Annotated in this window: 18 protein-coding genes and 2 pseudogenes; 11 read left to right on the forward strand and 9 right to left on the reverse strand. The window is 73.1% G+C overall.

The annotated features are described in order from the left end of the window. Positions 1-3 precede the first annotated feature (3 nt). From nuoL to FXF52_RS22475, 4 genes are all read left to right on the forward strand, one after another. Entirely contained in the window at positions 4-1,962 is a 1,959-nt protein-coding gene (nuoL, locus tag FXF52_RS22460; RefSeq protein ID WP_148799710.1) for an NADH-quinone oxidoreductase subunit L, read from the forward strand. 64 nt (positions 1,963-2,026) lie between these two features. Beyond that, positions 2,027-3,559 (forward strand): NADH-quinone oxidoreductase subunit M, encoded by a 1,533-nt coding sequence (locus FXF52_RS22465; RefSeq protein ID WP_148799712.1) that lies wholly within the window; start codon positions 2,027-2,029, stop codon positions 3,557-3,559. Next, positions 3,556-5,109 carry an NADH-quinone oxidoreductase subunit NuoN gene (nuoN, locus tag FXF52_RS22470; RefSeq protein WP_148799714.1) on the forward strand — a complete coding sequence of 518 codons (1,554 nt, stop codon included), beginning with the start codon at positions 3,556-3,558 and terminating at the stop codon, positions 5,107-5,109. Before FXF52_RS22465 ends, nuoN begins: the two co-directional genes overlap by 4 nt. 86 nt (positions 5,110-5,195) lie before the next feature. Beyond that, entirely contained in the window at positions 5,196-6,278 is a 1,083-nt protein-coding gene (locus tag FXF52_RS22475; protein WP_148799716.1) for a polyprenyl synthetase family protein, read from the forward strand. Positions 6,279-6,408: 130 nt separating this feature from the next. On the opposite strand, the gene FXF52_RS22480 is transcribed toward FXF52_RS22475, so the two are convergent. Then, complete coding sequence (locus FXF52_RS22480) at positions 6,409-7,593, reverse strand: MFS transporter (RefSeq protein WP_148799718.1); 1,185 nt, start codon at positions 7,591-7,593, stop codon at positions 6,409-6,411. Positions 7,594-7,767: 174 nt separating this feature from the next. Here FXF52_RS22480 and FXF52_RS22485 point away from each other — a divergent pair, with 174 nt between their 5' ends. Beyond that, positions 7,768-8,550 (forward strand): IclR family transcriptional regulator, encoded by a 783-nt coding sequence (locus FXF52_RS22485; protein ID WP_148799720.1) that lies wholly within the window; start codon positions 7,768-7,770, stop codon positions 8,548-8,550. 76 nt (positions 8,551-8,626) lie between these two features. Here the strand turns inward: FXF52_RS22485 and FXF52_RS22490 are convergent, their stop codons facing one another. Then, a complete protein-coding gene (locus FXF52_RS22490) occupies positions 8,627-10,747 on the reverse strand; it encodes a PhoX family phosphatase (protein WP_148799721.1) in 2,121 nt (706 codons plus the stop codon). A gap of 244 nt (positions 10,748-10,991) precedes the next feature. Between FXF52_RS22490 and FXF52_RS22495 the strand changes: the two genes are divergently transcribed. After that, entirely contained in the window at positions 10,992-11,486 is a 495-nt protein-coding gene (locus FXF52_RS22495; RefSeq protein ID WP_255472231.1) for a sigma-70 family RNA polymerase sigma factor, read from the forward strand. Continuing rightward, positions 11,483-12,169, forward strand: coding sequence for an anti-sigma factor (locus tag FXF52_RS22500; protein ID WP_148799724.1), 687 nt, complete (start codon positions 11,483-11,485; stop codon positions 12,167-12,169). Before FXF52_RS22495 ends, FXF52_RS22500 begins: the two co-directional genes overlap by 4 nt. A gap of 7 nt (positions 12,170-12,176) precedes the next feature. On the opposite strand, the gene rarD is transcribed toward FXF52_RS22500, so the two are convergent. The 4 genes and pseudogenes from rarD to eccE form a co-directional block, all read right to left on the reverse strand. After that, entirely contained in the window at positions 12,177-13,106 is a 930-nt protein-coding gene (gene rarD / locus FXF52_RS22505; RefSeq protein WP_148799725.1) for an EamA family transporter RarD, read from the reverse strand. Beyond that, positions 13,103-13,591, reverse strand: coding sequence for a GNAT family N-acetyltransferase (locus tag FXF52_RS22510; protein WP_148799727.1), 489 nt, complete (start codon positions 13,589-13,591; stop codon positions 13,103-13,105). Before FXF52_RS22510 ends, rarD begins: the two co-directional genes overlap by 4 nt. A 90-nt stretch (positions 13,592-13,681) precedes the next feature. Further along, entirely contained in the window at positions 13,682-14,068 is a 387-nt protein-coding gene (locus FXF52_RS22515) for a phage holin family protein (protein WP_148799729.1), read from the reverse strand. Positions 14,069-14,133: 65 nt separating this feature from the next. Beyond that, positions 14,134-15,917, reverse strand: a pseudogene (eccE, locus tag FXF52_RS44110) (type VII secretion protein EccE). Positions 15,918-16,211: 294 nt separating this feature from the next. On the opposite strand from eccE, the gene FXF52_RS22525 reads away from it, so the two are divergent. Together FXF52_RS22525 and FXF52_RS22530 are read left to right on the forward strand one after the other, a co-directional pair. Further along, a complete protein-coding gene (locus FXF52_RS22525; RefSeq protein WP_148799758.1) occupies positions 16,212-16,529 on the forward strand; it encodes a WXG100 family type VII secretion target in 318 nt (105 codons plus the stop codon). A gap of 20 nt (positions 16,530-16,549) precedes the next feature. Continuing rightward, positions 16,550-16,843, forward strand: a complete 294-nt coding sequence (locus FXF52_RS22530) for a WXG100 family type VII secretion target (protein ID WP_148799732.1) — start codon at positions 16,550-16,552, stop codon at positions 16,841-16,843. A gap of 238 nt (positions 16,844-17,081) precedes the next feature. On the opposite strand, the pseudogene mycP reads toward FXF52_RS22530, so the two are convergent. After that, positions 17,082-18,340 (reverse strand): annotated as a pseudogene (gene mycP, locus FXF52_RS22535) (type VII secretion-associated serine protease mycosin). 152 nt (positions 18,341-18,492) lie between these two features. Between mycP and FXF52_RS22540 the strand changes: the two are divergent. Together FXF52_RS22540 and FXF52_RS22545 are read left to right on the forward strand one after the other, a co-directional pair. Continuing rightward, positions 18,493-21,510, forward strand: a complete 3,018-nt coding sequence (locus tag FXF52_RS22540; RefSeq protein ID WP_148799734.1) for an SseB family protein — start codon at positions 18,493-18,495, stop codon at positions 21,508-21,510. Further along, entirely contained in the window at positions 21,507-21,872 is a 366-nt protein-coding gene (locus FXF52_RS22545) for a hypothetical protein (protein WP_148799736.1), read from the forward strand. Before FXF52_RS22540 ends, FXF52_RS22545 begins: the two co-directional genes overlap by 4 nt. A 1-nt stretch (position 21,873) precedes the next feature. Here FXF52_RS22545 and FXF52_RS22550 read toward each other — a convergent pair whose 3' ends face one another. Continuing rightward, complete coding sequence (locus FXF52_RS22550; protein ID WP_148799738.1) at positions 21,874-22,806, reverse strand: alpha/beta fold hydrolase; 933 nt, start codon at positions 22,804-22,806, stop codon at positions 21,874-21,876. A gap of 186 nt (positions 22,807-22,992) precedes the next feature. After that, on the reverse strand, positions 22,993-25,434 hold the full coding sequence (locus FXF52_RS22555) for an immune inhibitor A domain-containing protein (RefSeq protein WP_148799760.1): 2,442 nt from the start codon (positions 25,432-25,434) through the stop codon (positions 22,993-22,995). Positions 25,435-25,492 lie beyond the last annotated feature (58 nt).

Consider the following 25,492-nt stretch of genomic DNA (forward strand, 5'->3'; position numbering starts at 1 on the left):
GCGGTGGACGAGATTCTGACGTACGCGGCAGCCGAACCGACCGGAGCCGTCACCTTCGCTCCGGCGAGTGGGCTCCTCGGCAGCGTCTGGCTGCTGGTGGCGATCCCGCTGGTCAGCGCGGCGATCCTGTTGCTGCTCGGCCGACGTGCGGACCGCTGGGGCCACTGGCTGGGGGTGGGCGCGATCGGCGCCGCCTTCGTGCTCGGCCTGACCTACTTCCTCCAGCTCCGTGGTCTGGAGAACAAGCAGGTTCAGCTGAGCCTCTGGCAGTTCATCACGGTCGGCGACCTGAAGGTGGACTTCGGTCTGCTCTTCGACCCGCTGGCCGCGGTGTTCGTCCTGCTGATCACCGGGGTGGGCTTCCTGATCCACCTGTACGCGGTCGAGTACATGGCGCACGACGAGGGCCGGCGACGGTTCTTCGGGTACTTCAACCTCTTCGTCGCCGCCATGCTGCTGCTGGTGCTCGGCAACAACTACGTGATGCTCTACTTCGGCTGGGAGGGCGTCGGTCTGGCGTCGTACCTGCTGATCTCCTTCTGGTACGGCCGGCCGAGCGCGGCCACGGCCGGCAAGAAGGCGTTCCTGATGAACCGGGTCGGCGACGCCGGCCTGGCCATCGGCATCTTCGTGCTGTTCGCCCAGCTAGGCACCACCCAGTACGACGAGGTGTTCAGCGGCGTCGGTGCGCTGAGCCAGACCACGGTGCTGGTGCTCGGCCTGCTGCTCCTCCTCGGCGCCACCGGTAAGTCCGGCCAGTTCCCGCTGCAGGCGTGGCTGCCGGACGCGATGGAGGGCCCGACCCCGGTCTCCGCGCTCATCCACGCGGCCACCATGGTCACCGCGGGCGTCTACCTGATCGCCCGGTCCAACCCGATCTTCTCGGCGAACGCCACCCTGCAACTGGTGGTGGTCAGCGTCGGCGCGGTCACCCTGCTGATGGGCTGCCTCATCGGCGCGGCGAAGGACGACATCAAGCGGGTGCTGGCCTGGTCCACGGTGAGCCAGATCGGCTACATGTTCCTCGGCGTCGGCCTGGGCGGCGGGGCGTACGCGCTGGCCATCGTGCACCTGCTGGCGCACGGCTTCTTCAAGGCCAACATGTTCCTCGGTGCCGGCTCGGTCATGCACGGCATGAACGACCAGGTGGACATCCGCCGCTTCGGCAACCTGGCCAAGTACATGAAGGTCACCTGGCTGACCTTCATGATGTGCTGGCTCGCCATCATCGGCATCCCGCCGCTCTCCGGCTACTTCTCGAAGGAGCCGATCATCGCGACGGCGTTCGAGCGGGGGGACTGGACGTCCTGGCTGTTCGGCGGGGCGGCGCTGCTCGGTGCCGGGCTGACCGCCTTCTACATGACCCGGCTCTTCGTGCTCACCTTCCATGGCCCGGCCCGTTGGACCGAGGACATCGAGCACCCGCACGAGTCGCCGAAGCTGATGACCATCCCGCTGATCCTGCTGGCGATCGGCTCGGTCGGCGCCGGCTTCCTGCTCTCCACCTCCGTACCGGACTGGCTGACCGCCACCGCCGGCCTCGGCGGTGAACACCCTGAGCACGAGCCGGTCCTCGCCCACTGGCTGATCACCGCGCTCTCGCTGCTGGTGACCGTGCTCGGCGCCGGACTGGCCTGGATGCTGTTCCGCAACGGCACGGCCACCGAGCCGCAGCCGGCCGGGGTGCTGGTCACCGCCGCGCGCCGGAACCTCTACACGGACGCCTTCAACGAGGCGGTCTTCGAGAAGCCGGGCATCTTCCTCACCCGGGCGCTGGTCTTCCTCGACAACCGGGGCGTGGACGGGCTGGTCAATGGCCTGGCCGCCGCGGTGGGCGGGGGCTCGGGCCGGCTCCGGCGGCTGCAGACCGGTTTCGTGCGGTCGTACGCGACCTCGATCCTGACCGGCGCGCTGCTCGTCGTGGCGGCGTTCCTGGCGGTGCAGGCGGGGTGGCTGGCGTGATCGACCTCAACGCGGCCGCCCCCGCCGGCGGACCACGCAGTCACGACGGAGGTAAGGCCGAATAATGTCCAACTTCCCGTTCCTCTCGGTGCTGACGGTGGCGCCGCTGGTCGGCGCCCTGGTGGTGGCCCTGCTGCCGCGCCGCAGCCCGGACCTCGCCAAGCTCGTGGCGTTCGCCTGGTCGCTGCTGGTGCTGGTGCTCTCGGTGGCCATGTGGATCGCCTTCCAGGTCGACGGCGACCGGTTCCAGTTCCGCGAGTCGTACGCGTGGATCCCCAACTGGGGGGTCAACTTCACCTTCGCGGCCGACGGCATCGCGCTGGTCATGCTGATGCTGATCGCGATCCTGGTGCCGCTGGTGATCCTGGCCTCCTGGCACGACGCCGAGTCGTCCAAGCGCTCGGTGCCGGTCTACTTCGCGCTGCTGCTCGTCCTCGAGTGCACGATGATCGGCGTCTTCGCCGCCGCCGACGTCTTCCTCTTCTACGTGTTCTTCGAGGTCATGCTGGTGCCGATGTACTTCCTCATCGGCAGCTACGGCGGCCACCAGCGGCAGTACGCGGCGGTGAAGTTCTTCCTCTACTCGCTGGTCGGCGGTCTGTTCATGCTGGCCGCGGTGATCGGCCTGTGGGTGGTCGGCGGGAAGACCTTCGACTGGCAGGCGCTGAGCCAGGCCGAGATCCCGACCGACACCGCCCGCTGGCTCTTCCTCGGCTTCTTCCTCGCGTTCGCGATCAAGGCGCCGTTCTTCCCGTTCCACACCTGGCTGCCGGACGCCGGTGGCGCGGCACCGGCCGGCGCGGCGGCGCTGCTGGTCGGCGTGCTGGACAAGGTCGGCACCTTCGGGATCCTGCGGTACTGCCTGCCGCTCTTCCCCGAGGCGTCGAAGTGGTTCGCTCCGTGGGCGCTGGCGCTGGGCGTGATCGGCATCATCTACGCCGCGCTGCTGGCGGTCGGGCAGAACGACCTCAAGCGGCTGGTGTCGTACACGTCGATCGCCCACTTCGGCTTCATCGGGGTCGGCATCTTCGCCTTCACCACCCAGGCCGGCACCGGCGCGGTGCTCTACATGCTCAACCACGGCCTGGCCACCGGCCTGCTCTTCCTGGTGGTGGGCATGCTCATCGCCCGCCGTGGCTCGGCGCTGATCAGCGACTTCGGCGGCGCGGGCAAGCTGGTCCCGGTGCTGGCCGGGGTGCTCTTCTTCGCCGGTCTCGCCTCGCTGGCGCTGCCCGGCACCGCGCCGTTCATCTCCGAGTTCCTGGTGCTGATCGGCACGTTCACCACCAACAAGCCGGTCGCGGTGATCGCCACGCTGGGCATCATCCTGGCGGCGGCGTACGTGCTGTGGATGGTGCAGCGCACCACGCAGGGCACGCTCAACCCGGCCCTGACCGAGGTCGACGGCATGCGCCGTGACCTGAGCCTGCGCGAGAAGGTCGTGGTCGCCCCGCTGATCGCGCTGATCGTGCTGCTCGGCTTCTATCCCAAGCCGGTCACCGATGTCATCAACCCCGCCGTGAAGGCGACCATGCAGGACGTGGGTCGGACCGATCCCGCCCCGGAGGTCGGCAGCGTCCAGGAGGCCGCAAAATGACCGAGCTGAAGTTGCCGTCGATCGACTACGCGGCGCTGGCTCCCATTCTGATCATGCTGGGTGCGGCCCTGGTCGGCGTCCTGGTCGAGGCGTTCGTGCCGCGGCGGCTCCGCAACCCGGTGCAGTTGCTGCTCGCCCTGGTGGCGGTGCTCGCGGCGCTGACCATGGTGATCCTCAACGCCGACGACCGGCTGATCACCGCCGGGCACGCCATCGCGGTGGACGGGCCGACGCTCTTCCTCCAGGGCGCGATCCTGATCCTGGCGGCGATGGCGCTGCTGCTCATCGGTGAGCGGGCGGTGGAGCGGGGCGGGGCCTTCGTGGCCCACGCCGCGGTGACCGCGGAGTCGGTCGACGACCGCCGGCAGGCCGCGGGTGCGGGCGGCACCACCGAGGTGTACCCGCTGACCACGTTCGCGATCGGCGGCATGCTGATCTTCGTGGCGGCGAATGACCTGCTGACCATGTTCATCTCGCTCGAGGTCTTCTCGCTGCCGCTCTACCTGCTCTGCGCGCTGGCCCGCCGCCGGCGGCTGCTGAGCCAGGAGGCCGCGCTGAAGTACTTCATGCTCGGCGCGTACGCCTCGGCGTTCTTCCTCTTCGGCGTGGCGCTGGTGTACGGCTTCACCTCCGGTATCCCGAACCGCGCGGCCGGCGTCGACTTCGCCACCGTGCACGCGGCGGTCGCCGAGTCCTCGTCGAGCCAGGTGCTGCTCTTCGCCGGCATGGCGCTGCTCGCCATCGGCCTGCTCTTCAAGGCCGCCGCCGCGCCGTTCCACGTCTGGACGCCGGACGTCTACCAGGGCGCCCCGACCCCGGTGACCGGCTTCATGGCCGCCTGCACCAAGGTCGCCGCGTTCGGGGCCCTGCTGCGGGTCTTCCACGTCGCCTTCTCCGGGGCCGCCTGGGACTTCACCCCGGTGCTCGGGGCGGTGGCGGTGCTGACCATGCTGATCGGCGCGGTGCTGGCGGTCACCCAGACCGACATCAAGCGGCTGCTGGCCTACTCGTCCATCGCGAACGCGGGCTACCTGCTGGTGGGCGTGCTCGCGCCGAGCAAGGACGGGCTCTCCGGCACGATGTTCTACCTGGTCGCGTACGGCTTCTCGGTGATCGCCGCGTTCGCGGTGGTGACCCTGGTCCGGGACGCCGACGGGGAAGCCACCCACCTGTCCCGCTGGGCCGGGCTGGGTCGCCGGTCGCCGTTCTTCGCCGCGATTTTCACCTTCATCCTGCTGGCCTTCGCCGGTATCCCGCTGACCAGCGGGTTCACCAGCAAGTTCGCGATCTTCGCCCCGGCGCTGGATGCGAACCAGGCCTGGCTGGTGATCGCCGGTGTGCTGACCAGCATGGTGCTGGCCTTCCCGTACCTGCGGGTCGTGGTGATGATGTGGCTCTCCGAGCCGGGCGACGCCACCCCGACGGTCGCCGTGCCGGGCGCTCTCACCTCGGCGGCGCTGGTCATCGGAGTACTGGCCACTCTGGTCCTGGGGGTCGCCCCGGCACCCCTGCTCGACCTGGCCAACGGTGCCGCCGAATTCGTGCGATGACCGAGGTTCTCCCGTCGGGGGCCGGTACGCCTGGCGTACCGGCCCCCGGTCGTATCCCCTCTTCGGGCAGGTCGAACGGGTGTGGCATGGTTGAAGGCGTGGTGAAACCGGCTGGCGAGCGTTCAGGTGCCACCGGCTCCGGCGGTCGTCGGGGTCCGGAGGGCACGGGTCAGTTCGGCGCGCTCGGCCTGCACCTCGCCGACCCGCGCGTCGAGGCGTCGGTGCTGGGCCTCCTAGAGCGGGTCGAGAGCGAGCTGCGGACCAGTGTGGCCAGTGCCGACCCGCTCGTCACCGAGGCGGCCCGGCACCTGGTCGAGGCCGGTGGCAAGCGGTTCCGCCCGCTGCTGGTGGCGCTGGGCGCCCAGTTCGGCGACCCGAACGCTGCCCACGTCGTACCGGCCGCCGTGGTGATGGAGCTCACCCACCTGGCGACGCTCTACCACGACGACGTCATGGACGAGGCGGCCGTGCGGCGGGGTGCGCCGAGCGCCAACTCCCGCTGGACCAACTCGGTCGCGATCCTGGTCGGCGACTACCTCTTCGCCCGGGCCGCGGACATCGCGGCCGACCTGGGCCCGGAGGCCGTGCGGCTGCAGGCGCGCACCTTCGCCCGGCTGGTGCACGGGCAGATCGCCGAGACGGTCGGCCCGCGCGGCACCGACCCGGTCGCGCACTACCTGCACGTGATCGCCGAGAAGACCGGCTCGCTGATCGCCACCTCGGCCCGGTTCGGCGGCATGTTCGGCGGCGCCTCCGCCGAGCACATCGAGGCCCTCGCCGGATACGGCGAGATCATCGGCGTGGCCTTCCAGCTCTCCGACGACCTGCTCGACATCGCCTCCGAGTCGGTGCAGTCCGGCAAGACGCCCGGCACCGACCTGCGGGAGGGGGTACCGACCCTGCCGGTGCTCTACGCGCTCGCCTCGGACGACTCCGACGCGGCGAGCGTCCGCCTGCGGGAGATCCTGGCCACCGGTCCGCTGGTCGACGACGCGCTGCACGCCGAGGCGCTCGGCCTGCTCCGCGAGTCCCCGGCGCTCAAGCGCGCCCGGGAGACCGTCCGCAGCTACGCCGAGGACGCCCGAGCCCAGCTCGCCCCGCTCCCCGAGGGCCCGGCCCGCCGCGCCCTCGAATCCCTCTGCGACTACATCGCCGACCGCACCAGCTAACCCCCCCCGCTTCCCCCCACCCCCCGACCGCACGCTCGATCATGAAGTTGTTGTCACGACACGCCGTGCTGGCGGGCAACAACTTCATGATCACCGGGCGGGACGGGCGGATCGGGCCCGCGGGGGTGGGTTAGGGGGTGGAGCGGGACAGGAGGCGGCTGCCGGTGAGCATGAGGAGGGCGGCCAGGAGCATCGACCCGGCGGCCGACGCCCACATTGTCGGGTAGCCGAGCGCGCCGGCCAGGGCGCCCAGGCACAGCGGGCCGACGCAGCCGCCCGCGTACACCCCGGTCTGGGTGATGGAGGTGGCGGCGGCCGGAGCCTGTGGATGGAGCCGGACCACCGCGAAGTTCATCAGCCCGGGCCACGCCCAGCCGAGCCCGAAGCCGAGCAGCACGCCGGCGACCAGCGGTGCCCGGCCGGCCACCGCGAGCAGCGCCAGCCCGACCGCGCCGACCACCAGCATGCCGGCGATCAGCGCGACGTGTCCGGTCTCCCGGCGGTCGGCAAGCCAGCCGGCGCCGATCCGGGCCAGCACGCACACCGCGCTGCCCAGGGTGAGCGTCAGGCCGGCCAGGGCCGGTGACAGCCCCCGGCCGGCGGACGAGTCCACCAGGAAGGTGCCCAGCGCGTTCGCCGCGCCGGACGCCAGGGTGGCGGCCAGGCCGATCACCACCAGCGCCACGGTGGCCCGGCCCGCCCGTCCGGTGGCGGACGGCCGCGCCGGCCCGCGCTCCTGCTCGGGTACGGCCGGCAGCGCGGCCAGCGCCGCCCCGGCGGCGGCCACGAACGCCCAGCGCCAGCCAGCGGTCAGCGCGATGGTCGGCACCGCCGCCCCGGCCAGCAGGGTGGAGACCGGGATGGCGGCCTGCTTCACCCCGAACGAGAGTCCCTGCCGGTTGGCGGGCACGTGCCGGGCCAGTGCCGCGTTGCTGGCGAGTTGCCCGAGGGCGTTCGCGGCGGCGCTGAGCCCGAGCAGGGCGACCAGCACGGGGTAGGACCGGGCCAGCGCCGCCACGGCCAGCAGCGAGCCGGCGGAGAGCAGGATGCCGGCGCGGGCCACCACGGCGGAGCCGTACCGCTCGACCAGCGCGCCGGAGGGGACCGACGCGAGCGCGCTGATCCCGAAGTAGACCGCGACGGCCAGGCCCAGCCCGGCGGGGGAGAAGCCCAGTTCGTCGCCCATCTGGACGGCGAGGCCGCCGACCAGGAAGACGGGCAGGACGCAGGCGATGGTGGTGGCGATGGCGCCCGCGCTGGCGCGGACGGTACGGCGGGACGTGGGCGGCGCGGGGTGCAGCACGGTGTCAGTCATGGCCAGCCAAACCTACGCCGGCCATATTTCGGCGGCGGCCGTCACGTTTTGGCAGCTGATCGTGTCTGTCGGTGCACGGTCTGTGCCCGGTGATCTGGCATCCTCGATCCGAACAGGCATTTCGCGCGCGGCCTGTTTTTCATATGGTGTAAGTCCCCGGCGGCGGAGGTGGTTGTGCGTGACCCCTTGGCGGAACCTTCGGACCTGATCCGAAGTGTCTCCCGCGCGCTTCGAGTCCTCGAGTCGGTCGGCCGTGCGCCGAGGGGACTCACCGTCAAGCAGATCGCCCGCCGTTGCGAACTGACCGTTGCCACCACGTACCACCTGGTGCGCACCCTGGCGTACGAGGGTTACGTGATCCGGCGGGAGGACGGGACGTACATCGTCGGCCTGGAGGTGGCCGACCGGTACCGGGAGTTGGTGACCGCCTTCCGGGGGCCGCCGGCGGTCGGCGAGTCGCTGCGGCGGGCCGCTGCGGACACCGGCTGGAGCCACTACCTGGGGCGCTTCGTGGGCGGCCAGGTGGCGGTCACGGCGGTGGCCGAGGGGCCCCGCTCGCCCTACCTGGAGGACCTGGTGCCGGGCTTCGACGAGGGGGCGCACGCCACCGCCCTCGGCAAGAGCCTGCTCGCCACGCTCACCCCCGAGCAGCGCTTCCGCTACCTGCGCGAGTACGGCATGCGCCCGTTCACCAGCGCCACCCTGACCAGCCCCGAGGCGTTCGAGGCCGACCTGGCGGCCGGTGACCGGCGCGGCATGCAGTTGGAGTTGGGGCAGTTCCGGCAGGGCGTGGCCTGCGCGGCGGTGCTGGTGACCCCGGACAAGGACATCGAACGCCGGGTGGTGCTGGCCTGCGCGCTGCCGGCCAGCGAGATGATGACCTCCGCCCGGGTGGTCCGGGCCAAGCTGCTCGCCGTGGCCCGCGCCGTGGCCGACGGCATCGCCGCCGACACCTGAGTACGCCGAAGGGCCCCTCCCGGCGGGGAGAGGCCCTTCGGGGACGGCCCAGCGTCGGACCGCCCGGGGGATGAGGTCAGCTACCGATCGGGCCGCCGTCGAGGCGCCAGGTCACCACCACGCCCGGCTTGGCGAAGTCGCCGTCCGGCCAGGTGGAGGCGGGGTTCTCCACCGACGCGCCGGTGATCTCGCCCGGGTGCTGCACGGCCACGAAGACCGAGCGGTTGTCCTTGGTGACGAACGGGCCGCAGGTCTCCGCGCCCAGCGGCACGGTGAGGAACTGCTTCAGGTGCCCCCGCTCCGGGCCGTCCACGGCGGTGGCGAAGAGGCCGTCGTTGCTGCCCAGCGCGTTGCCGTCGGTGGCGATCCAGAGGTTGCCGGTGGCGTCGAAGGCCACGTTGTCCGGGCAGGAGATCGGCGAGACCTTGCTCTTGTCGTACCCGGCGAAGTGGGTGGACGGGTCGGCCGGGTCGCCGCACACGATCGGCAGCGACCAGGCGAACGTCTCGGCGGTGTTGTCGCCCCGGTCCTCGACCAGCTCCAGGATCTGCCCGTGCTTGTTGAGGTTGCGCGGGTTCGCCTCGTCGGCGGGCGCCTTGCCGGCCTTGCCCCGGTCGGTGTTGTTGGTCAGCGCCACGTACACCTTGCCGGTGAGCTGGCTCGGCTCGACGTCCTCCGGGCGGTCCATCTTCGTCGCGCCGACCTTGTCCGCAGCGAGGCGGGTGAAGGTGAGCACGTCGGCCGCGGTCATCCCGTCGACGTACGAGCGGTTGCCGCTGACCAGCTTGATCCACCGGCCCCGGCCGTCGAAGGCCCCGTCGGTGGGGAGCTTGCCGCTGCCGTCGATCTCGGCGGCGCTGTTGCCCACCAGGGCGGCCACGTAGAGCGTGCCGGACTCCAGCAGGGTCAGGTTGTGCCGGCGGGCCACCGAGGAGCCGCCCGGCAGGAACTTCTTGTCCGAGACGAACTTGTAGAGGTAGTCGAACCGCTCGTCGTCGCCCATGTACGCGACCACCCGGCCGTCCTTCGCCACGATGACGTTGGCGCCCTCGTGCTTGAACCGGCCCAGCGCGGTGTGCTTGCGCGGCTTGCTGTCCGGGTCGAACGGGTCGATCTCGACGATCCAGCCGAACCGGTGCGCCTCGTTCGGGTGCTTCGCGAGGTCGAAGCGCTCGTCGGCGCGCTCCCACTTGCGGCTGCCGCTCGGGTGGCGCACGTCGGTCGGGATGCCGTAGCGGGCCAGCTTCGGCTTCAGCTCCGCCGGCGCGCCGTCGCCGCCGACGAAGTACTGGTTGAAGTTCTCCTCACCGGAGAGCACCGTGCCCCACGGGGTGACCCCGCCGGCGCAGTTGTTCAGCGTGCCGACCACCGTACGACCCTTCGGGTCGGCGGCGGTGCGCAGCCAGGCCGAGCCGGCGGCCGGGCCGGTCAGCTCGAACGTCGTGGCCAGCGCGGTCACCCGCCGGTTGTACTGCCGCCGCCCGCTGCGCACCGGCCGCCACTGGCCGGTGCTCTCCACCCGTTCGATCTCCACCACGGACATGCCGTGCGCGGCCATCGCCACCCGCAGCTGCTCCACGGAGAGCGCGTCCTGGCTGGTGAAGCCGGGGAACATCAGGTCCTCGTTGGTGTACTCGTGGTTGACCACGAGCAGTGCCCGCTTCCGGTCGATCGGCAGCACGCCGACGAAGTCGTTGTTGTAGCCGAACTGCCTGGCCTGGGCCGCGGCGGTCTGCGCACGTACGTCGAACTCCGGCGCGCCGGGGACCACCGGGTCGCCCCACTTGATCACGACGGCGTGGTCGTACCCGTTCGGGACGACCAGGGTGTCGAGCTTGTTCGGCGGGATCGGCTTGAAGGTCAGCGCGCCGCTGCCCACCCCGCCCTGCGGGGCGGCGGCCCCGCCCGCAGCCGGGACGGCCGGCGCGGCCGGCGCGGCGGCGGCCGGGACCGCGCCGGCCAGCGCACCGGCGACGCTGCCGCCGAACCCGAGCACCAGGGCGCCGACGGCACCGGCCCGGACCACGCCGCGCCGGGACACCTCGGCCTCGACCAGGTCCCCGAAGTACGGGTTGTCGGAGGGGTTCGGTACCGGGTGGTCGCAGGCGTTGCCGCACCGGTACCGACAGGTCATCGCGTCGCGGGAGCCGTGCCGGGTGGCGCCCAGCAGCGGGAGCAGCCGGGGACGGTCGCTCATCGGAGGTGCCTCCTGGGGGGAAGATGTCGGTGGCGCGCGCCCGGGTCGTCCGCGCGCGCGTACCGGCCGGACCCTGCCAGGGTGCGGTGAGCGCGCGTCGGCCGCAGGCTGAACCATGCGTGAACACCCGCGGCGTGAGCTGGGCTGAACCGAACGGCGTCACCGCACGTATCCAGGAATGAACGCATCGCCGGACTCGTCGTATGAGAGCGAGGAGAGCGCCATCAGCGACCACGACGCCCAACTGCTGCGCGCGCTGCACGACGAGCATGCCGACGCGCTCTTCGCGCACGCCCTACGGTTGGTCAACGGCGACCGGACGCGCGCCGAGGACCTGGTGCAGGAGACGCTGCTGCGGGCCTGGCGGCACCCGGAGTCGCTGGACCCGGCCCGCGGGTCGGTGCGTGCTTGGCTCTTCACCACCGCGCGGAACCTGGCCATCGACGCCTGGCGGCGCCGGTCCTCCCGGGTCGGCGAGATCTACACCGACGACCTGCCCGAACCGTCCGAGACGGTCGACGAAACGGAGCGCGCGGTGGAGGCGTGGACGGTGGCGGAAGCGCTGAACCGACTGAGCCCCACCCATCGTGAAGTCCTGGTGGAGTGCTTCTACCAGGGGCGGTCGGTGGCGGAGGCGGCCGCCCGGCTGGGTGTGCCGCCGGGCACGGTGAAGTCGCGTACGCACTACGCGCTGCGCTCACTACGGTTGGTCCTGGCCGAGATGGGGGTGACCCGATGAGCCGCTGCGAGTTCGCGCACGACGACGGCGCGTACGTGCTGGGCGCCCTCGCCCCCGCCGAGCGGGCCGCCTACGAGCGGCACCTCGCCGGCTGCGCGGCCTGCCGGGAGGCGGTCGCCGAGATCGCGGTGCTGCCCGGCCTGCTGGGGCGGCTCGACCCGGCCGGGCTGGAGCAGTTCCTGCCGTCGGCGTCGGAGGCCTCCCGGGTGCCCGCGCTGCTCGACGCCGCGCGGGAGCAGCGGCGCCGCGAGCGGTTCCGGTCCCGCCGGCGGTACGCGCTGACCGCGCTCGCCGCAGCCGCCCTCGCCGTGCTGGCCGGCGTCGGGGCGACCCTGGCCCGCCCGGCCGCCCCGTCGGCGCCGCAGGTGACCCTGACCGCCATGCGGCCGGTCGACGGTCCGGTCCCGCTGCACGCCGAGGTCGGGCTGACCGACAAGAAGTGGGGCACCGAGGTCACCCTGCGCTGCGGGTACGACCAGCGGACCGGTCACCGCGAGGCGTACACCTTCCGGCTGGTGGCGCACGGCCCGGACGGCGCGACGGAACAGGTCGCCACCTGGCTGGCCGCTCCGGGGGACGACCTCCGCATGACCGGTGCCACCCACTTCACCCATGGCGAACTGGTCCGCCTCGAACTGCTGCGCGCCGACGGCACCCCCGTTCTCGCCTACGACTTCCGCTGACGGCGGGTCAGCGGGCCGGGGCGGGGACCGGGGCGGTGGCGGTGGCGCGCGCCTCGGCCCGGGTCCGGCGGGCCTGGCGGATGGCGTCGGTGGTGAAGATGATCAGGGCGAGCCAGACCAGGGCGAAGCCGGCCAGCCGGGCCGGCGGCATCGGCTCGTGGTAGATCAGCACGCCGCAGCCGAGCTGGAGGATCGGCGCGATGTACTGCAGCATGCCCAGCCCGGTGAACGGCAGCCGGTTCGCCGCCCCGGCGAAGAGCAGCAGCGGGATCGCGGTGGCCGCGCCGGCCAGCACCAGCAGCACGGTGTGCGCGGTCGACACGTGCCCGAACGTTGCCGCACCGTGCCAGGCCAGCCAGGCCAGGTACGCCAACGCCGGCAGCGAGAGCACCGCCGACTCGACGAAGAGCCCCTCCGCGGCGGGCAGCCCGAGCCGCTTCTTGACCAGGCCGTACCCGGCGAAGCTGAAGGCCAGGCAGAGCGCCAGGTACGGCAGTCGGCCGTAGTCGACGGTGAGCACCGCCACCGCGAGGGCGCCGACGCCGAGCGCCACCCACTGTGCCGGGCGCAGCCGCTCGCGCAGCGCGAAGACCCCGATCAGCACCACGACCAGGGGGGTGATGAAGTAGCCGAGGGCGGTCTCCACCACCCGGTCGGAGTTCACCCCGTAGATGTAGGTGACCCAGTTGACGGCGATCAGTGCGGCGGCGGCGGCGATGCCGGCCAGGGCCCGGGGCCGGCGGGCCAGTGCCCGCAGGAAGCCGATGTTGCGCATTGCGGTCAGCAGCAGGGCCACGAAGGCCGCCGACCAGACGACCCGGTGCGCGAGGATCTCCAGCGGCCCGGCCGGACGGAGCAGCTTGAAGTAGATCGGGAAGAAACCCCAGAGCAGGTACGCGCCGAAGCCGTACAGGTAGCCGAGGCGGGTCTGGTTCACGCCTCCAACGTAAGTGGTGAAGGAGGGCTTTGGTCCTTTCCGGTGACCCGGTTCACCCGTTGGTCGAACTCCATCCAGCGGTCCGGTTCGACTGGGGTGAAGCCGACCTTGGCGTACACCCCGTGCGCGTCGTTGGTGGCCAGCACGATCCGGCGTACGCCCAGCTCGGTCAGGTGGTCGCGGACCGCGCCGGCCAGCCAGGTGCCCAGCCCCCGGCCGCGCTCACTCGGGTCCACGTAGACGTCGCAGAGCCAGGCGAAGGTGGTCCGGTCGGTGACCACCCGGGCCACCGCCACCTGCTGCCCGTCACCGGGCCGGTAGACGCCGAAGCCGAGCGACCCGGCGAAGGCCCGCTCGACCGTATCCCGCTCCCGCCCCAGCGCCCAGTACGCGTCGGTGGAGAGCCAGTGGTGCACCCGGTCGAGGTCGAGCCGCGCCGGGTCGGTGCTGATGTGGTAGCCGTCAGGGCGGGTCAGAGCGAACACCCCTGCCACGCTAGGCCCTGTCCACCCACCGGCCACCAGCCAATTCCCGCCCACTGGTCTGGCCGGTGGGCGGGAATCGGCGGGCGGAAGTCAGTCGCGGTCGAGGACGGCGCCGAGGATCCAGGTCACGATGCCGACGAGGAGCGCGCCCAGCACCGCGGCCGGCCAGAAGCCGTCCACGTGGAACGGCAGCCCTGCCTGACCGGCGATCCAGCTCGTGAGCAGGAAGAGCAGGCCGTTCACCACCAGCGCGATCAGGCCGAGGGTCAGCAGGTAGAAGCCGCAGCCGACGGTCTTGATGATCGGCTGGAGCACCGCGTTGACCACGCCGAAGATGGCCGCCACCAGCACCAGCGTGATCACCTTCTCGGTGACCGACTCGGTGTTCAGCGTGATGCCCGGGATGAGCAGCGTGGCGAACCAGAAGGCCACCGCCGTGGTGGCCAGCCGGATCAGGAGACCCTTCAGAAAATCCATGGCCGGGATCGTGCCACGGTCCGTCCACCGGCGGAACCCGGGAAGATCGACGAATCGTGGCCGGCTCAGCGGCGTACCGGCCGACCGACCAGTTGCGACTCGATCGGTGTCGGCGAGAGCAGCGCCCAGCGCAACGCCCGCCGGTTCACCACGGCGACCATGTCGTCGCGGATCCGGGTCAGCCACTCCGCCGAGCCACCGAGGCCCAGGGCTGCGCCGGCCAGCGCCGCCTCCGCCGGGTCGAGCGGTTGCAGGATCGCCGGGTCGGCGCGGGCCAGGGCCGCCGAGTCCGCCGGGGTGAGCTCGTCCCGGACCACCAGGACGGACCGCCAGGGCACCTCCGGCTCGGGCTCGGCGGCACCGGCCCGGCATCGACCACCAGCAACAACGGTTGCAGTGGTGACCCCGGTGCGCCGCCCACCGGCCGCCCGGGCGGGATCAGCGGCACCGCCCCGCCGGGTGCGCCCACGCCGCGCACGAACCTCCGGGGTCGGGCGGACTGCACCACCACCCGGGCGCCCAACGCCAGCGCCCGCAGCGCCACGAGCTGCGCGGCGGGTACGCCGCCCACCAGCAGCAGTCGGGTCGTCCCGGGCCGGAAGAGGCGTACGGTCACCGCGCCGCCGTGCCGGTTGGTGCCCACCATCAGCCCCGACTCGCCGAGGGAGAGCTCCAGGTCGGTCGGGTCCGAGGTGGTGCCCGCCGGGGCCACCCCGAACGGCAGGGTGGCGGCCAGGCCGGCCAGGTGCTCGCCGTCGAGCCGCCGGACGTCCGCGCCGAGGTCCCCGGCGAGCCGGCGCAACGCCCGCTCGGCGGCCGACAGCTCCGCGGCGGTCCAGGCGGCCAGCCGTACGGTCAGCTCGGCCGGCACCGGCGCGGGGTCGGCGCCAGCGCGCGGGCCGACGCAGAGCGAGACGGTCGTGGCGGTGGCCGGCAGTGCCAGCAGCCGGGACACCAGCCGGTGGCCCGCGCCGGTCCGGCGGCCCGGCCAGCGCCGCAGCCGCCAGGTGGTCTGCGCCAACCCGCCCGCCGTCATCGCCGGCCAGCTCTCCCGAACCGGCGCTCCGGCGTCGTGGTGGGCCAGCTCGGCGACCACCCGCAGCGCCGCCGAACCGCCCAGCGGGCGCCCGGTCAGCGGGCCGAGCCGGCGGACGATCCGCCGGACCGTGCCGGCGAGGGCGCGCTGCAGCTCCGCGTCCGACCAACCGTCGACGCGCAACACCCGGACGGCGAGCACCGCCCGGGCCCGGCCCGCCAGCCGCCCGTCGGTGAGCTAGCGGTACGACGTCCCCGCCGTGCCGACCCCGGCGGTCGGCGTCGGCGCGGGCGACGCGGCGAGCAGGAGCTGGATCCGGACCGGTGGGCTGTCCGGCCCCGGTGGGGGCAGCAGGGACAGCGGCGCGGGGAGGGCCTGCGGACCGTCACCGAGCAGGTCGGCGGGGTCGCCGATCTCCAGGAGGGCGGTCATCCCGGCGGCGTCGTCCAGCACGGCGGCCGGACCGCCGGCCAGCTCGGCCGAGCGCACCGCCGTCCCGGGCGCGACGAGGTCCAGCAGCTCCGCCGGCCCGGACGTCGCCGGGAGCGCGCGGCGCCGGGTCAGGTGCCCCAGCCCCACTAACAGCCACTCGTAGAGCCACCGGCCGCGGAACCGCACCCAGGCGGCGGGGAGCAGCAGCGTGGCCAGCAGCAGGGCGGCCGCCGTCGTCGCCACCCCCCGGCCGGCGGCCGCGACCAGCACCGCCGCCGTGACCTGCGCCGCCACCACCTGCCCGGCCCGTACGCCGGCCGTGGTCCACTGTGGTGCTCGGGCGATCGTGGGCGCCCGTCTCCCGGTGGCGGTCGCCGTCACCGGGAATTCCTGGTTCGCGACTGCGGGGCTCGCAGGCCCGGCTCACTCCTCGCGCTCACGGTGCCTCCTCCGCCTGCTCGTCCGGTGATGGTGGCGTGGCTCATCGTAAGGTCACGTTGTCCACAGGGGAGCCCGAAGGGGTAGCAGAAGTGCATTCGGGCGGCTACCGTCAGCGACGAGTTTCGCGTGCGCGCGCCGTCCCCCCGCCCCACCACTCCGGCTGCGCGCTCCGGCGAGTCCACGATGGTCGCTCCGGCGACCAGCCACGACCGAGGAGACGAGGTGACGTCCGGGGTGTCCCAGACCCAGGCAGAAGCCGCGGTGATGCAGCAGACCGCCGCGAAGTTCGAGCAGGTGGACCAGTCGTTGCAGACCATGCTGAGCGGCCTGATGGCCGAGCTGGAGGTGTTGGAGCAGGCCTGGCGCGGTGCCGGTGGGCGGTCCTTCGAGCAGGTCAAGCAGCAGTGGGCGCAGGACCAGGCGGCGCTCCAGCGGGCCCTGCGGGAGACCGCGACCGCCATCCGCACCGCCGGCCAGCAGTACGACGTCTCCGACACCGACGCCGCCAGCCGGGTGGCCGGCACCCACCGCGGCATCCAGCTGCCGCTCTGACGCACGGAAGGACCGATTCCATGGACCATGGTGTGCTGGTCGTCAACTTCGCCGCCCTCCAGCAGGCGGGCGCGGACATCCAGAAGGCGCTGAACACGCTCGACAGCCAGCTCGGGCAGCTCGAACGGGACGCCGCGCCGCTGGTGGCGAGCTGGACCGGTGAGGCCCGCCAGGCGTACGAGCAGCGGCAGGCGCGGTGGCGGGCCGCCTCGCAGGACCTCCAGGCGATGCTGCGCGACATCAAGCTGGCGGTGGAGGAGTCCGCAGCCGACTACCTCGACACTGAGAAGCGGAACGTCAACCTGTTCCAGTAGTCGCCGCCGTTCTCGCGTCCAGGATCCGCACAACGTCCCGGAGATCGGGGCCTCCCCGGCTCGACCGAGGCCACGCTCTCCCCGAGGTTGTGCGGATCCTGGCGCATTGGCGCATTGGCGCATTGGCGCATTGGCGCATTGGCGCGTTGGCGCGTGGGGCGTGGGACATGCCACGTGGGGCGTGGACGCGTTGTTGCGTTGGGGCGTCGGGGCGTGAGGGCCTGCGGCGGTTGGCGGGTCAGGCCGGGTCGGCGGGGCGCCAGCGGCGCCGGACACCCCGGGGCAGCACCACGGCGAGCAGCAGCACGGCCGTCGCCGCCGCTCCGGTCGCGCCGGCCACCAGCAGCGCCCGCTCTCGGGCCGTCGCCCGGCGCGCCTGCCGGGCCGCCGCGGCCGGGTCCGGCCGGTCCACCGCCAGCGCCGCGCCCCGAGCCGGGCGGTCCGCCACCGGCTCGGGTGACTCGGTGACCGCCCGGTAAGGGTTGAGCACGCCACCGCCGTAGCCGTCCCCGCGCCCCGGGGCCGGGTCGGCGCTCGCCACCAGTCGCCGGGCGACCTCGACCGCGCTCAACCCGGGGCGGTACTGCCGCAGCAGCGCCGCCGTCGCGGCCACGAAGGGCGCGGCGTAGCTCGTCCCCTCCGCCCGGTGATGCCCCTGCCCGGGCGCCGCCATCAGCACGTCCCCGCCGGGCGCGACCAGGTCCACGTACGGGCCGGTCTGGGAGAAGGGCGAGCGGGTGCCGTCCGCCCCGATCGCACCCACCCCGAGCACCCCGTCGTACGCGGCCGGATACGGTCGCGGGTCGCCGGTGCCGTGCAGGTTGCCGGCGGCGGCCACCACGACGACGTCGCGGCGCACCGCGTAGGCGATCGCGGAGCGGACGGCGGGATGGTCCGCGTACAGCACGACGGAGAGGTTCAGCACGTCGGCGTCGTGGTCGACCGCCCACCGGATGGCCCGGGCGAAATCGGCCGCGCCGACCGTACGCCCCGACTCCCGCCCCTCGACGACCTGCTGCTCGCTGACCCGTACGGGCAGGATGCGGGCGCCCGGCGCGAGCCCCGGAACGCCACGCCCGGGCGGGGTGTCGCCGCGATGATGCTCGCCACCCCGGTGCCGTGTCCGGCGCAGTCCCGGGTGCCGTCGCCGCCCCGGTCCAGGAAGTCGGCTCCGGGCAGCACCCGTCCGGCGAGCTGCGGGTGGGTCCGGTCCACCCCGGAGTCGACCACCGCGACGACCACCCCGGCGCCGGTGGCGAGCGGGTCGAGGCGGTCAGGTGCGTACCGCTGTTGCGGCCAGGGCTGGTCGGCCACCGGGCGGGCCGCTGTGAGGGGCGTGGCGCAGCCCTGCGGGGCGCGGACCGCGGACGGCGCCGCGGCGAGAGCGGGTGGCGGCGCGGCGAGGGCGGGTGGTGGCGCGGCGCCGAGAACGGCTGGCGGCACGGCGCGAGAACGGTCGCCAGGACGGCCAGGCCGGGTGCGCAGTGGCCGGGACATCGACCGCCTCCGTATCGTGCCGACTCCGGAACCGGATGTTAACGCCTCGCTCGTGGTCCGGCGGACCGCCGACGGCCAGCCATTGTGATCCTGTTACCACCTTGTAGGTTGTAGGCGATGCCTGTGGCCTGTGCACGGAAGGAGAGGTGGCCGTGACCGGATGGGAGCCGGCCACCGAGGCCGAGGTGGCGATGCGGGACGCGTTGCGGGCTCAGGACCAGCAGCTCTACTTCCGCATCCTGACCCGGGTCGACCTGCTGCTGCCGGTCGCCGCGGAGCCGGTCGCCGGGCAGCCCTCGACGGGTTGGGGCACCTGGACCACCGGCGGCCGGACGCACATCCTCGCCTTCACCTCGACCACCGCGCTGCGGGCCTGCCTGGGCGAGAACGCCGGCGCCACCCGCCGCGTCCCGTACGCCGAACTGGCCACCGGCTGGCCCAACCACGAGTGGTGGCTGGCGGTCAATCCCGGCCTGCCCATCGAGGGTTACCTGCCGGCCTGGTTCGTGGCGCAGCTCGCCCGGGGCGACGTCCGGCTGCCGGGCCGGACCATGGGTGCCCGCGCCCGCCTGGAGCGGGTGGAGGCGGCCCGGGCCCGGGCCACCGCGCCCGGTCGGGGTGTGGCCGGTGCTCCCACTGCCGAGGGACGTGCTGCGGCGACACCCCTCCCGGGCGGCCGCGTGCCGGCCCCGCCCGATGGACGGCCGACCGGCCCCATGGTCCCGGCCCCCGCCTCGTGGCCAGCGAGCCCGGCGGCGCCGCCCGGACCACCGATCGCCCGTCGGCCGGAGCCGGCGAACGGCCACCGTGCCCCGGCGCCGCTCGGCCGGCCCGGCGCGGCGGAGGGGCCGGTTCGCGATGGCTGGCCCGGCGACTCGGCCGGCTCCGCCCGCGTCGGCGATCGGCCGGCCGCCGACCCCGGCTCCGACGGCCGGTCCGGCTGGCGCACCGACCCGCGTCGCCGCCCGGAGGAGCAGCAGGGCTCGACCGTCCCTGCCGGCCGCGAGCCCGCACCGCCGCCGCCCGCCCGGTCCTTCTTCGAGCCCGCGTCGGATCGGGCGGTGCGGCGCCCGTCGCCGGATCCGGCACCACGCAGCGGTGAGCGGGCCGTGCCGCCGTCCCGGTTCGCCGGCGGCAGCCAGCCGTTCCCGCGTCGCCGCCCGCTCAGCGAGCCGGTGCCGGCGGACCCCACCGAGGCGTTCCGGCTGGACGCCGCCGAGGCCACCCAGGCGATCCGTCCGGCGGAGCCGCCCCGACCGTTCCGGCCGGCCGGCCCGGTCGGCGCCGAGGAGGCCACCCAGGCGCTGCCTCGCCGGCGCCCCAGCCCCAGCCCCGGCCCGGGTCCGGGTCCGGGTCCGGGTCCGGAGGAGCCCACCCAGCCGATCCCCGGTCGCGCCCACCCGGCCGAATCCGCTGACCGGACCGGCGTCGAGCGGCCAGCCGCGGAGGAGCTGCCCCCGTCGATCGCCGAACCGGTCTCCGGCCCGCCCGCGCCGCGCCGGGGCTTCTCGCCGATCGTCATCGAGGGCACCGTCATCGAGGCCCGGGACCTGACCGAGCCGGACGAGCCCTCGGCACCTCCGGCCGGCGGTCCGCCGTCGGCGGTGCCGGAGCCGTACGCGGTGCCGACGGTCCCGGCCGCCGCCTCGGCGATGGCGTCCGCGACGGTGCCGCTGGCGTACCGGGCCGACGGCGACGGAAATCCCGCGCCCTGGGCCGGCCCCGCCGATCTCACCGTGCCGCTCACGGTCGACCCGTCGTCGTCCGCCGGACCGGCGGTCCCGCCCGCGTCCCCGGCTGACCGGGCAGCTCCGGCCGCAGAACGGGCCGGCCAGGCCGCCCAGGCCGCAGAAGGGACCGCCCGGGCCGCCTCGGCCGCGGAACGGACCGATCAGGCCGCCGCCGGCGCGCGGAGCGCCTCGCTGTTCGAGCCGGCCGCGTCGTCCGCCGAGCCGACCGTGTCGCTGTTCCAGCCCGGCGCATCGGCGAAGCCGCCCACCGGGTCGCTGTTCCAGCCCGCCGGCTCGCCGGAGCAGCGCACCACGCCGGCTGTCTCGCCCGACGTGCCCGACGAGGCCACCGCGCGGGTGGGCGTACCGGCGGCACCGGACGAGGCGACCACGGCGACCGGCCGGGAACCCGCCGGCGGCGCGGACGCCGCCCCGGCCGGTACGGCGCCGGGGCCGGTGCCGGCCGACTTCGTGCCGGCCAACGAGGTCGAGGAGGAACTCCTCGGTGCCGTGGGCAGCGGCAGCACGGACGGTTTTCTCTCCACCCTCCTGCTGGCCCGGGTGCTGCTGCCGGTCGCGGCCGACTCCGCGCCGGGCAGCCGACCGGGCGACGCCGCGTTCGTCTGGCGCACCGAGGAGCTCGACGGCGAGACGTACGTGGTGGTCTACACCTCTCCGGAGCGGCTGGCGGACCGGGTCGACGGGCCGGTCGAGACCGTACGGGTCAAGTTCGTGCAGCTCATCCGGCGCTGGCCGGACGAGAACTGGTCGTTCGCGGTGAACCCGGGCACCCCGGTCGGCGCGAAGTACCCCGGTGAGCAGGTCCTCGCCCTGGCCAACTGGGCCGCCGAGGTGGGGCTCGGCGACGACCCCGAGGGCGAGCCGGAGCCGCCGGCCGCAGAGCCGGAGGCGGTCGCCCCGTCCCGACCCGCGGCGCCGCCGGTGGACCCGACCCGCCCGGTGACCATGCAGAAGGCGGTCGCCCCGAGCCAGCTCGCCTACTACCTGGAGCGCGGCTACGACCGGGTGTCCGGCTTCGTGCACCGGGCCAGCGAGCTGGCTCACCTGAGCACCCCGGCCGAGCTGTACGACGCGCTCGGCCTCGGCCATCCCGACTCGCCGTTCACCCGGGATGCCGAGGAGATCTACGTGCTGCGCTGGCCGGCGTACCGGCCCAGCCTCTACCGCATCCCCTACGGCGGGCAGAACGAGGCGGCGATGCGGGCGATGGAGGGCTGGGTCATCGAGCGGCCCCCGTTCCGGGGCAACGGCTTCGCGCCGGGCGAGAGCAGCGACGTGGTCGCCGAGTTCAAGGTGGACAGTGCCCGGCTGCCGCACGGCGCGCAGCTGTGGCGGATCGGCGCGGACGGCAGCGAACGGGTGGTCGCGGCGCTCGACACCGACGCGCTGCGCTGGCGCCGGGTCGGTGACGAGTCGTGAGCCGCGACGGGTACGTGGCCCGCTGGCGGGGCCGCGAATACCAGGCCAGCCCGGACGGCGACGACGTCCGCCTCTACCAGCCCGAACCGGGCGAGGGCTTCGCGGAGGTACGCCCCGGCCGCCACGTCCGGGTGGTGCCGGCCGCCGAGGTCGACGACCTGGCGTACGTCCGGACCACCTGCACCTGGCAGGGGCAGCCGTTCATCGTGCTGGCCGAGCACGAGGGCTGGCTGCGGGTGGAGTACACGGGCGGCCGCTGGCCGGTGGCCCGCGCGATGGGTCTGGAGGCCTTCGACTTCGGCGTCTACCAGGGCTGGGCGCCGGCGCACGAGGTCTCCGACCTGCGCGAGCAGCGGGTCTGAGTCAGGACTTCGCCCAGCGCAGGATCTCGCCGAGCACCACGTCGTGGGCCTCCACGTGCGGGAAGTGGCCGACGCCGTCGAGCAGCCGCCACTCGTACGGCGCGATGACGTAGCGGCCGGAGCCCTGGGCGGTACGCGGCAGGGACGCCCGGTCCAGCGCGCCGTGCAGTTGCAGGGTCGGCGTGACCAGCGGCTTCTGCATCAGCTTGACGAACCGGTAGCCGTGCAGCCGCAGCACGGAACGGAACGCCCACCGGTAGCCCTCCATGGCGCAGAAGGCGGCCTGCGGGATCTGCATCGCCTCCCGGCAGCACCGGGCGTACGCCGCGAATTCCGGGCCGTCGACCCAGCGGGGTCCGCCCCAGCGGCGCAGGATCGCCTCCACCTCGGCGGCGTCGTCCCGGGTCAGCACGTGCTCGTACCGGGGGAGCTGGAACTTCAGCGTCGGCGTGGAGGCGGCGAACTGGCCGCGCGGGTCCGCGAAGATGGCGGCCCGCAGCCGGAGCGGGTGCGGCGCCCCGAGCACCACCAGCCGTCGGACCAGGCTGGGGTGGAACGAGGCGGCGGTCCACCCGATGAGGCCGCCGGCCCCGGAGCCGACCAGGGTCGCCGACCGCTCGCCGAGCGCCCGGATCAGGCCGGCGACGTCGGCGGCGAGGGTGTAGCCGTCGTACCCCCGGGGTGGCTTGTCGCTCGCGCCGTACCCGCGCAGGTCGACCGCGACCGCCCGGAACCCCGCGTCCGCGACCGTCGGCAGCAGGTCCTTCCAGGCGTACCAGTATTCGGGGAAGCCGTGCAGGAAGAGCACCATCGGCCCGGCGCCGGCCTCGACGACGTGGAAGCGGCTGCCGTTGGCGCCGACGAACCGGTGCGTCCACGGCCCGTCGGGGAGGACGCAGGACTCGTCGACGGGTCCGCCACGCTGGTCGGTCATGTGCCACAGCGTAGGCGCTGCGACGATCCGGCCGCCGCGCGCCGTCGGGCCGGCGCTGCTCAGGGCTGCCGGCGTCCCCGGGCGAGCTGCGCCGCTGCCGACCGCTGCGGGTCGGGCCGGGAACGGGCGATGCCCGGGCGGGTGACCTGCCCGGGCATCGCGTCGTGTGTTGCGGTGATCAGTGGCTCAGGAGAACTGCACCTTGATCGAGGTGCCCTTCTGCTGCAGGACCTTGATCTTGGTGCCGGTGGCCGGGAGCTTGACGCCGTGGTTCGGCAGCTCCGGGTACCAGTACTGCTTGGTGTCGTCGAACAGCGGCTGCGCGGCCTGACCGCGGATGTACTGCGGCTGGCTGTTGATGTGCAGCGTGAACGAGTCCGCCTTCTGCAGGCTGAACGGGGCGTCGTAGACCTGGACCCGGGCCCGCCAGGGGCTGCCGGTCAGGTTGTAGATCGGCCTCGGGTGCGCGTCGATGATCATGTTCCGACCCTCGCCCGGGTGGGCGAACGTGTCGTTGTCGGCCCACCGGAGGTTCCAGTAGGAGATCAGCAGACCCGTCTGGTAGGCGTAGTGGTCCACCCAGTCGGGCCGGCTGTTCAGGTAGCCGAAGTAGTACGGGCCGGTCTTCAGGTACTTGTCGTACGAGACGTACGACCGGTTGCCGGCGATGTAGTAGTTGGCGAAGTCTCGGGTGTAGGTCTCCTCGGCGATGCTCCAGCCCTTGAGCGCCCAGTCCCCGGCACCGTTCTCGGCACCGTCGCTGAGCAGGGTCTGCCCGTCGGCGGTCACGGTGATCGCGTCACCGAAGAAGCCGCCCGCGGAGAGCCCGCCGTCCGTGACGTAGTGGAACCGGAACTGGGCCACCTTGCCGGCCACCGCGTCCAGCGGGAGGTTGATGTCCACCCACTTGCCGCCGCTGCTGCCGCTGAGGGCAGGACGGGGGTCGCTGCCCGAGACGGGCGGGAGCGCCTTGCCGTTGACCGTGCCGGGCAGCGCCGACCAGGTCTTGCCGCCGTCGGTCGACGCCTCGAAGAAGAGGTAGTCGAAGCCGGACTCGATGGAGTAGCGGCCCTTCATCGACAGGGCGGCCGTCGACTTCCCGGTGAGGTCGATCGTCCTGGTCATGGTGTTGTCCAGGTCGTCGTCGTTACCCGAGAAGTACTGCTTGGCGCCCTCGAACGGCTTGCCGTTGTCGAAGGTGTACGTCCGTGGCGGCAGCACCACGACCGCGGCCTGGGGCTTCTTGGAGTTGTACTCCTGCGGCCCGAGGTCCAGGGTGCGCTTCTGGCCGGCCTTGACCACCTCGTAGTCGAGCCAGCCGAGCTGGAGCTTGTTCCACGCGCCCAGGTCGCCACCGCGCTCGCCGATGCCGCGGTCCTTCTTGTCGCCGAGCCGGCTCTGGGCCATCAGAGTCCAGTGCTCGTTGTTGTTGTCGCCACCGCTCAGGACGTTGTAGTCGTCCGGCAGGCCGAGGTCGTGGCCGTACTCGTGGTAGAAGACGCTGCGGCCACCGTTCTCCGGCTGGATGGTGTAGTCGCGGATCCAGACGCCGGTGTCGCCGATCTCGGTGCCGCCGATCGGGAAGTTCGCCGGGCCGGTCTGCGAGGTGTTGTACGCCGCCCAGCGGTGGCTCCAGATCGCATCCTCGCCCTGGTGCGGGTCGCCGTCCGCCTGGTCGCCGCCGGAGTGGACGATCTGGAAGTGGTCGATGTAGCCGTCCGGCTCGTTGAAGTCACCGTCGCCGTCGTAGTCGTACCGGTCCCACTGGTCGAACGACTGCATGTCGGCCTTGATCTGGGCGTCGGTGCGGCCCTTGGCCTTCTGGTCAGCGACCCACTGAGTGGCGGCGTCCCGGATCAGGTCCCAGGTGTTCTGGCAGACGTTGCTGTCGCAGACCGCCGGGTCGTTGGCCGGGTTGTCGACGTCGTCGTCCGCGATCGGGTCGTCCGAGCGGCCGTACCGCGCGGCGTTGTACTTGACCTTCACCCAGTCGGTGACCATGCCGTCCACGCTGTACCGCCCGGACGACTGGGCCTCGTAGTACTGCTTGAGCGACTCGTCGCCCGGCTTGGTGCCGAAGTACAGCTGGCGGAAGTGCTCCGGGCTGTAGTTGGCCTGCCAGACGGTGGAGTTGTCGACCGCGCGGTTCGGCGCCGGGATCTCGTTGTGCCGCGGCCCGTCGAACCGGGTCGGACCCGGGATGTCCGGGTTCATGTCCTTGTCCGGGTAGGCGGGGTCCCGTTCGTCGCCGAACTCGGCCAGGATCACGAAGATCTTGTCGGTCCGCTCCCGGGCCAACTCGACGTATTGGTTCTTCTTGCCGCCCTTGCCCGGGGCTGCGGTCCGGGCGCCGGCCGCCGTCGCCGCGCCGCCGGCGGTCTCGCCGACCTTGACGACCGTGCTGCCGTTGATCTTCTGCGGCGTGACCTTGCCGGACAGGACCTCGCTGAGACCCTCCTGGCGAAGCGCGCGGCGCTTCTCTTCGAACTTGTCCGGCAGATCATGCTCAGCCTGCGCGGGCTCGGCCACCGACGGAGCGGCGGCCGGCAACTTCGGCTGCGGCGCGGCGCTGGCGGCCGTGCCTGCCACCAGTCCCGTCGCCGTCAGCGAAAGCCCGAGCAGACCCACTGCGACTTTGCGCACGTGGTACCTCCGGTGTGAGGGAACCGGCCCAACGGGGGTACGG

It is taken from the genome of Micromonospora sp. MP36 (assembly GCF_008119785.1).
GTDB lineage: Bacteria > Actinomycetota > Actinomycetes > Mycobacteriales > Micromonosporaceae > Micromonospora.

What these genes read in the sequence shown, in the direction of transcription:
- FXF52_RS22550 (WP_148799738.1), bottom strand. Translation starts at nt 22,806, where the DNA reads ATGACCGACCAGCGTGGCGGACCCGTCGACGAGTCCTGCGTCCTCCCC.
- nuoN (WP_148799714.1), top strand. Translation starts at nt 3,556, where the DNA reads ATGACCGAGCTGAAGTTGCCGTCGATCGACTACGCGGCGCTGGCTCCC.
- FXF52_RS22515 (WP_148799729.1), bottom strand. Translation starts at nt 14,068, where the DNA reads ATGGATTTTCTGAAGGGTCTCCTGATCCGGCTGGCCACCACGGCGGTG.
- FXF52_RS22465 (WP_148799712.1), top strand. Translation starts at nt 2,027, where the DNA reads ATGTCCAACTTCCCGTTCCTCTCGGTGCTGACGGTGGCGCCGCTGGTC.
- FXF52_RS22530 (WP_148799732.1), top strand. Translation starts at nt 16,550, where the DNA reads ATGGACCATGGTGTGCTGGTCGTCAACTTCGCCGCCCTCCAGCAGGCG.
- FXF52_RS22475 (WP_148799716.1), top strand. Translation starts at nt 5,196, where the DNA reads ATGGTTGAAGGCGTGGTGAAACCGGCTGGCGAGCGTTCAGGTGCCACC.
- FXF52_RS22500 (WP_148799724.1), top strand. Translation starts at nt 11,483, where the DNA reads ATGAGCCGCTGCGAGTTCGCGCACGACGACGGCGCGTACGTGCTGGGC.
- FXF52_RS22480 (WP_148799718.1), bottom strand. Translation starts at nt 7,593, where the DNA reads ATGACTGACACCGTGCTGCACCCCGCGCCGCCCACGTCCCGCCGTACC.
- FXF52_RS22490 (WP_148799721.1), bottom strand. Translation starts at nt 10,747, where the DNA reads ATGAGCGACCGTCCCCGGCTGCTCCCGCTGCTGGGCGCCACCCGGCAC.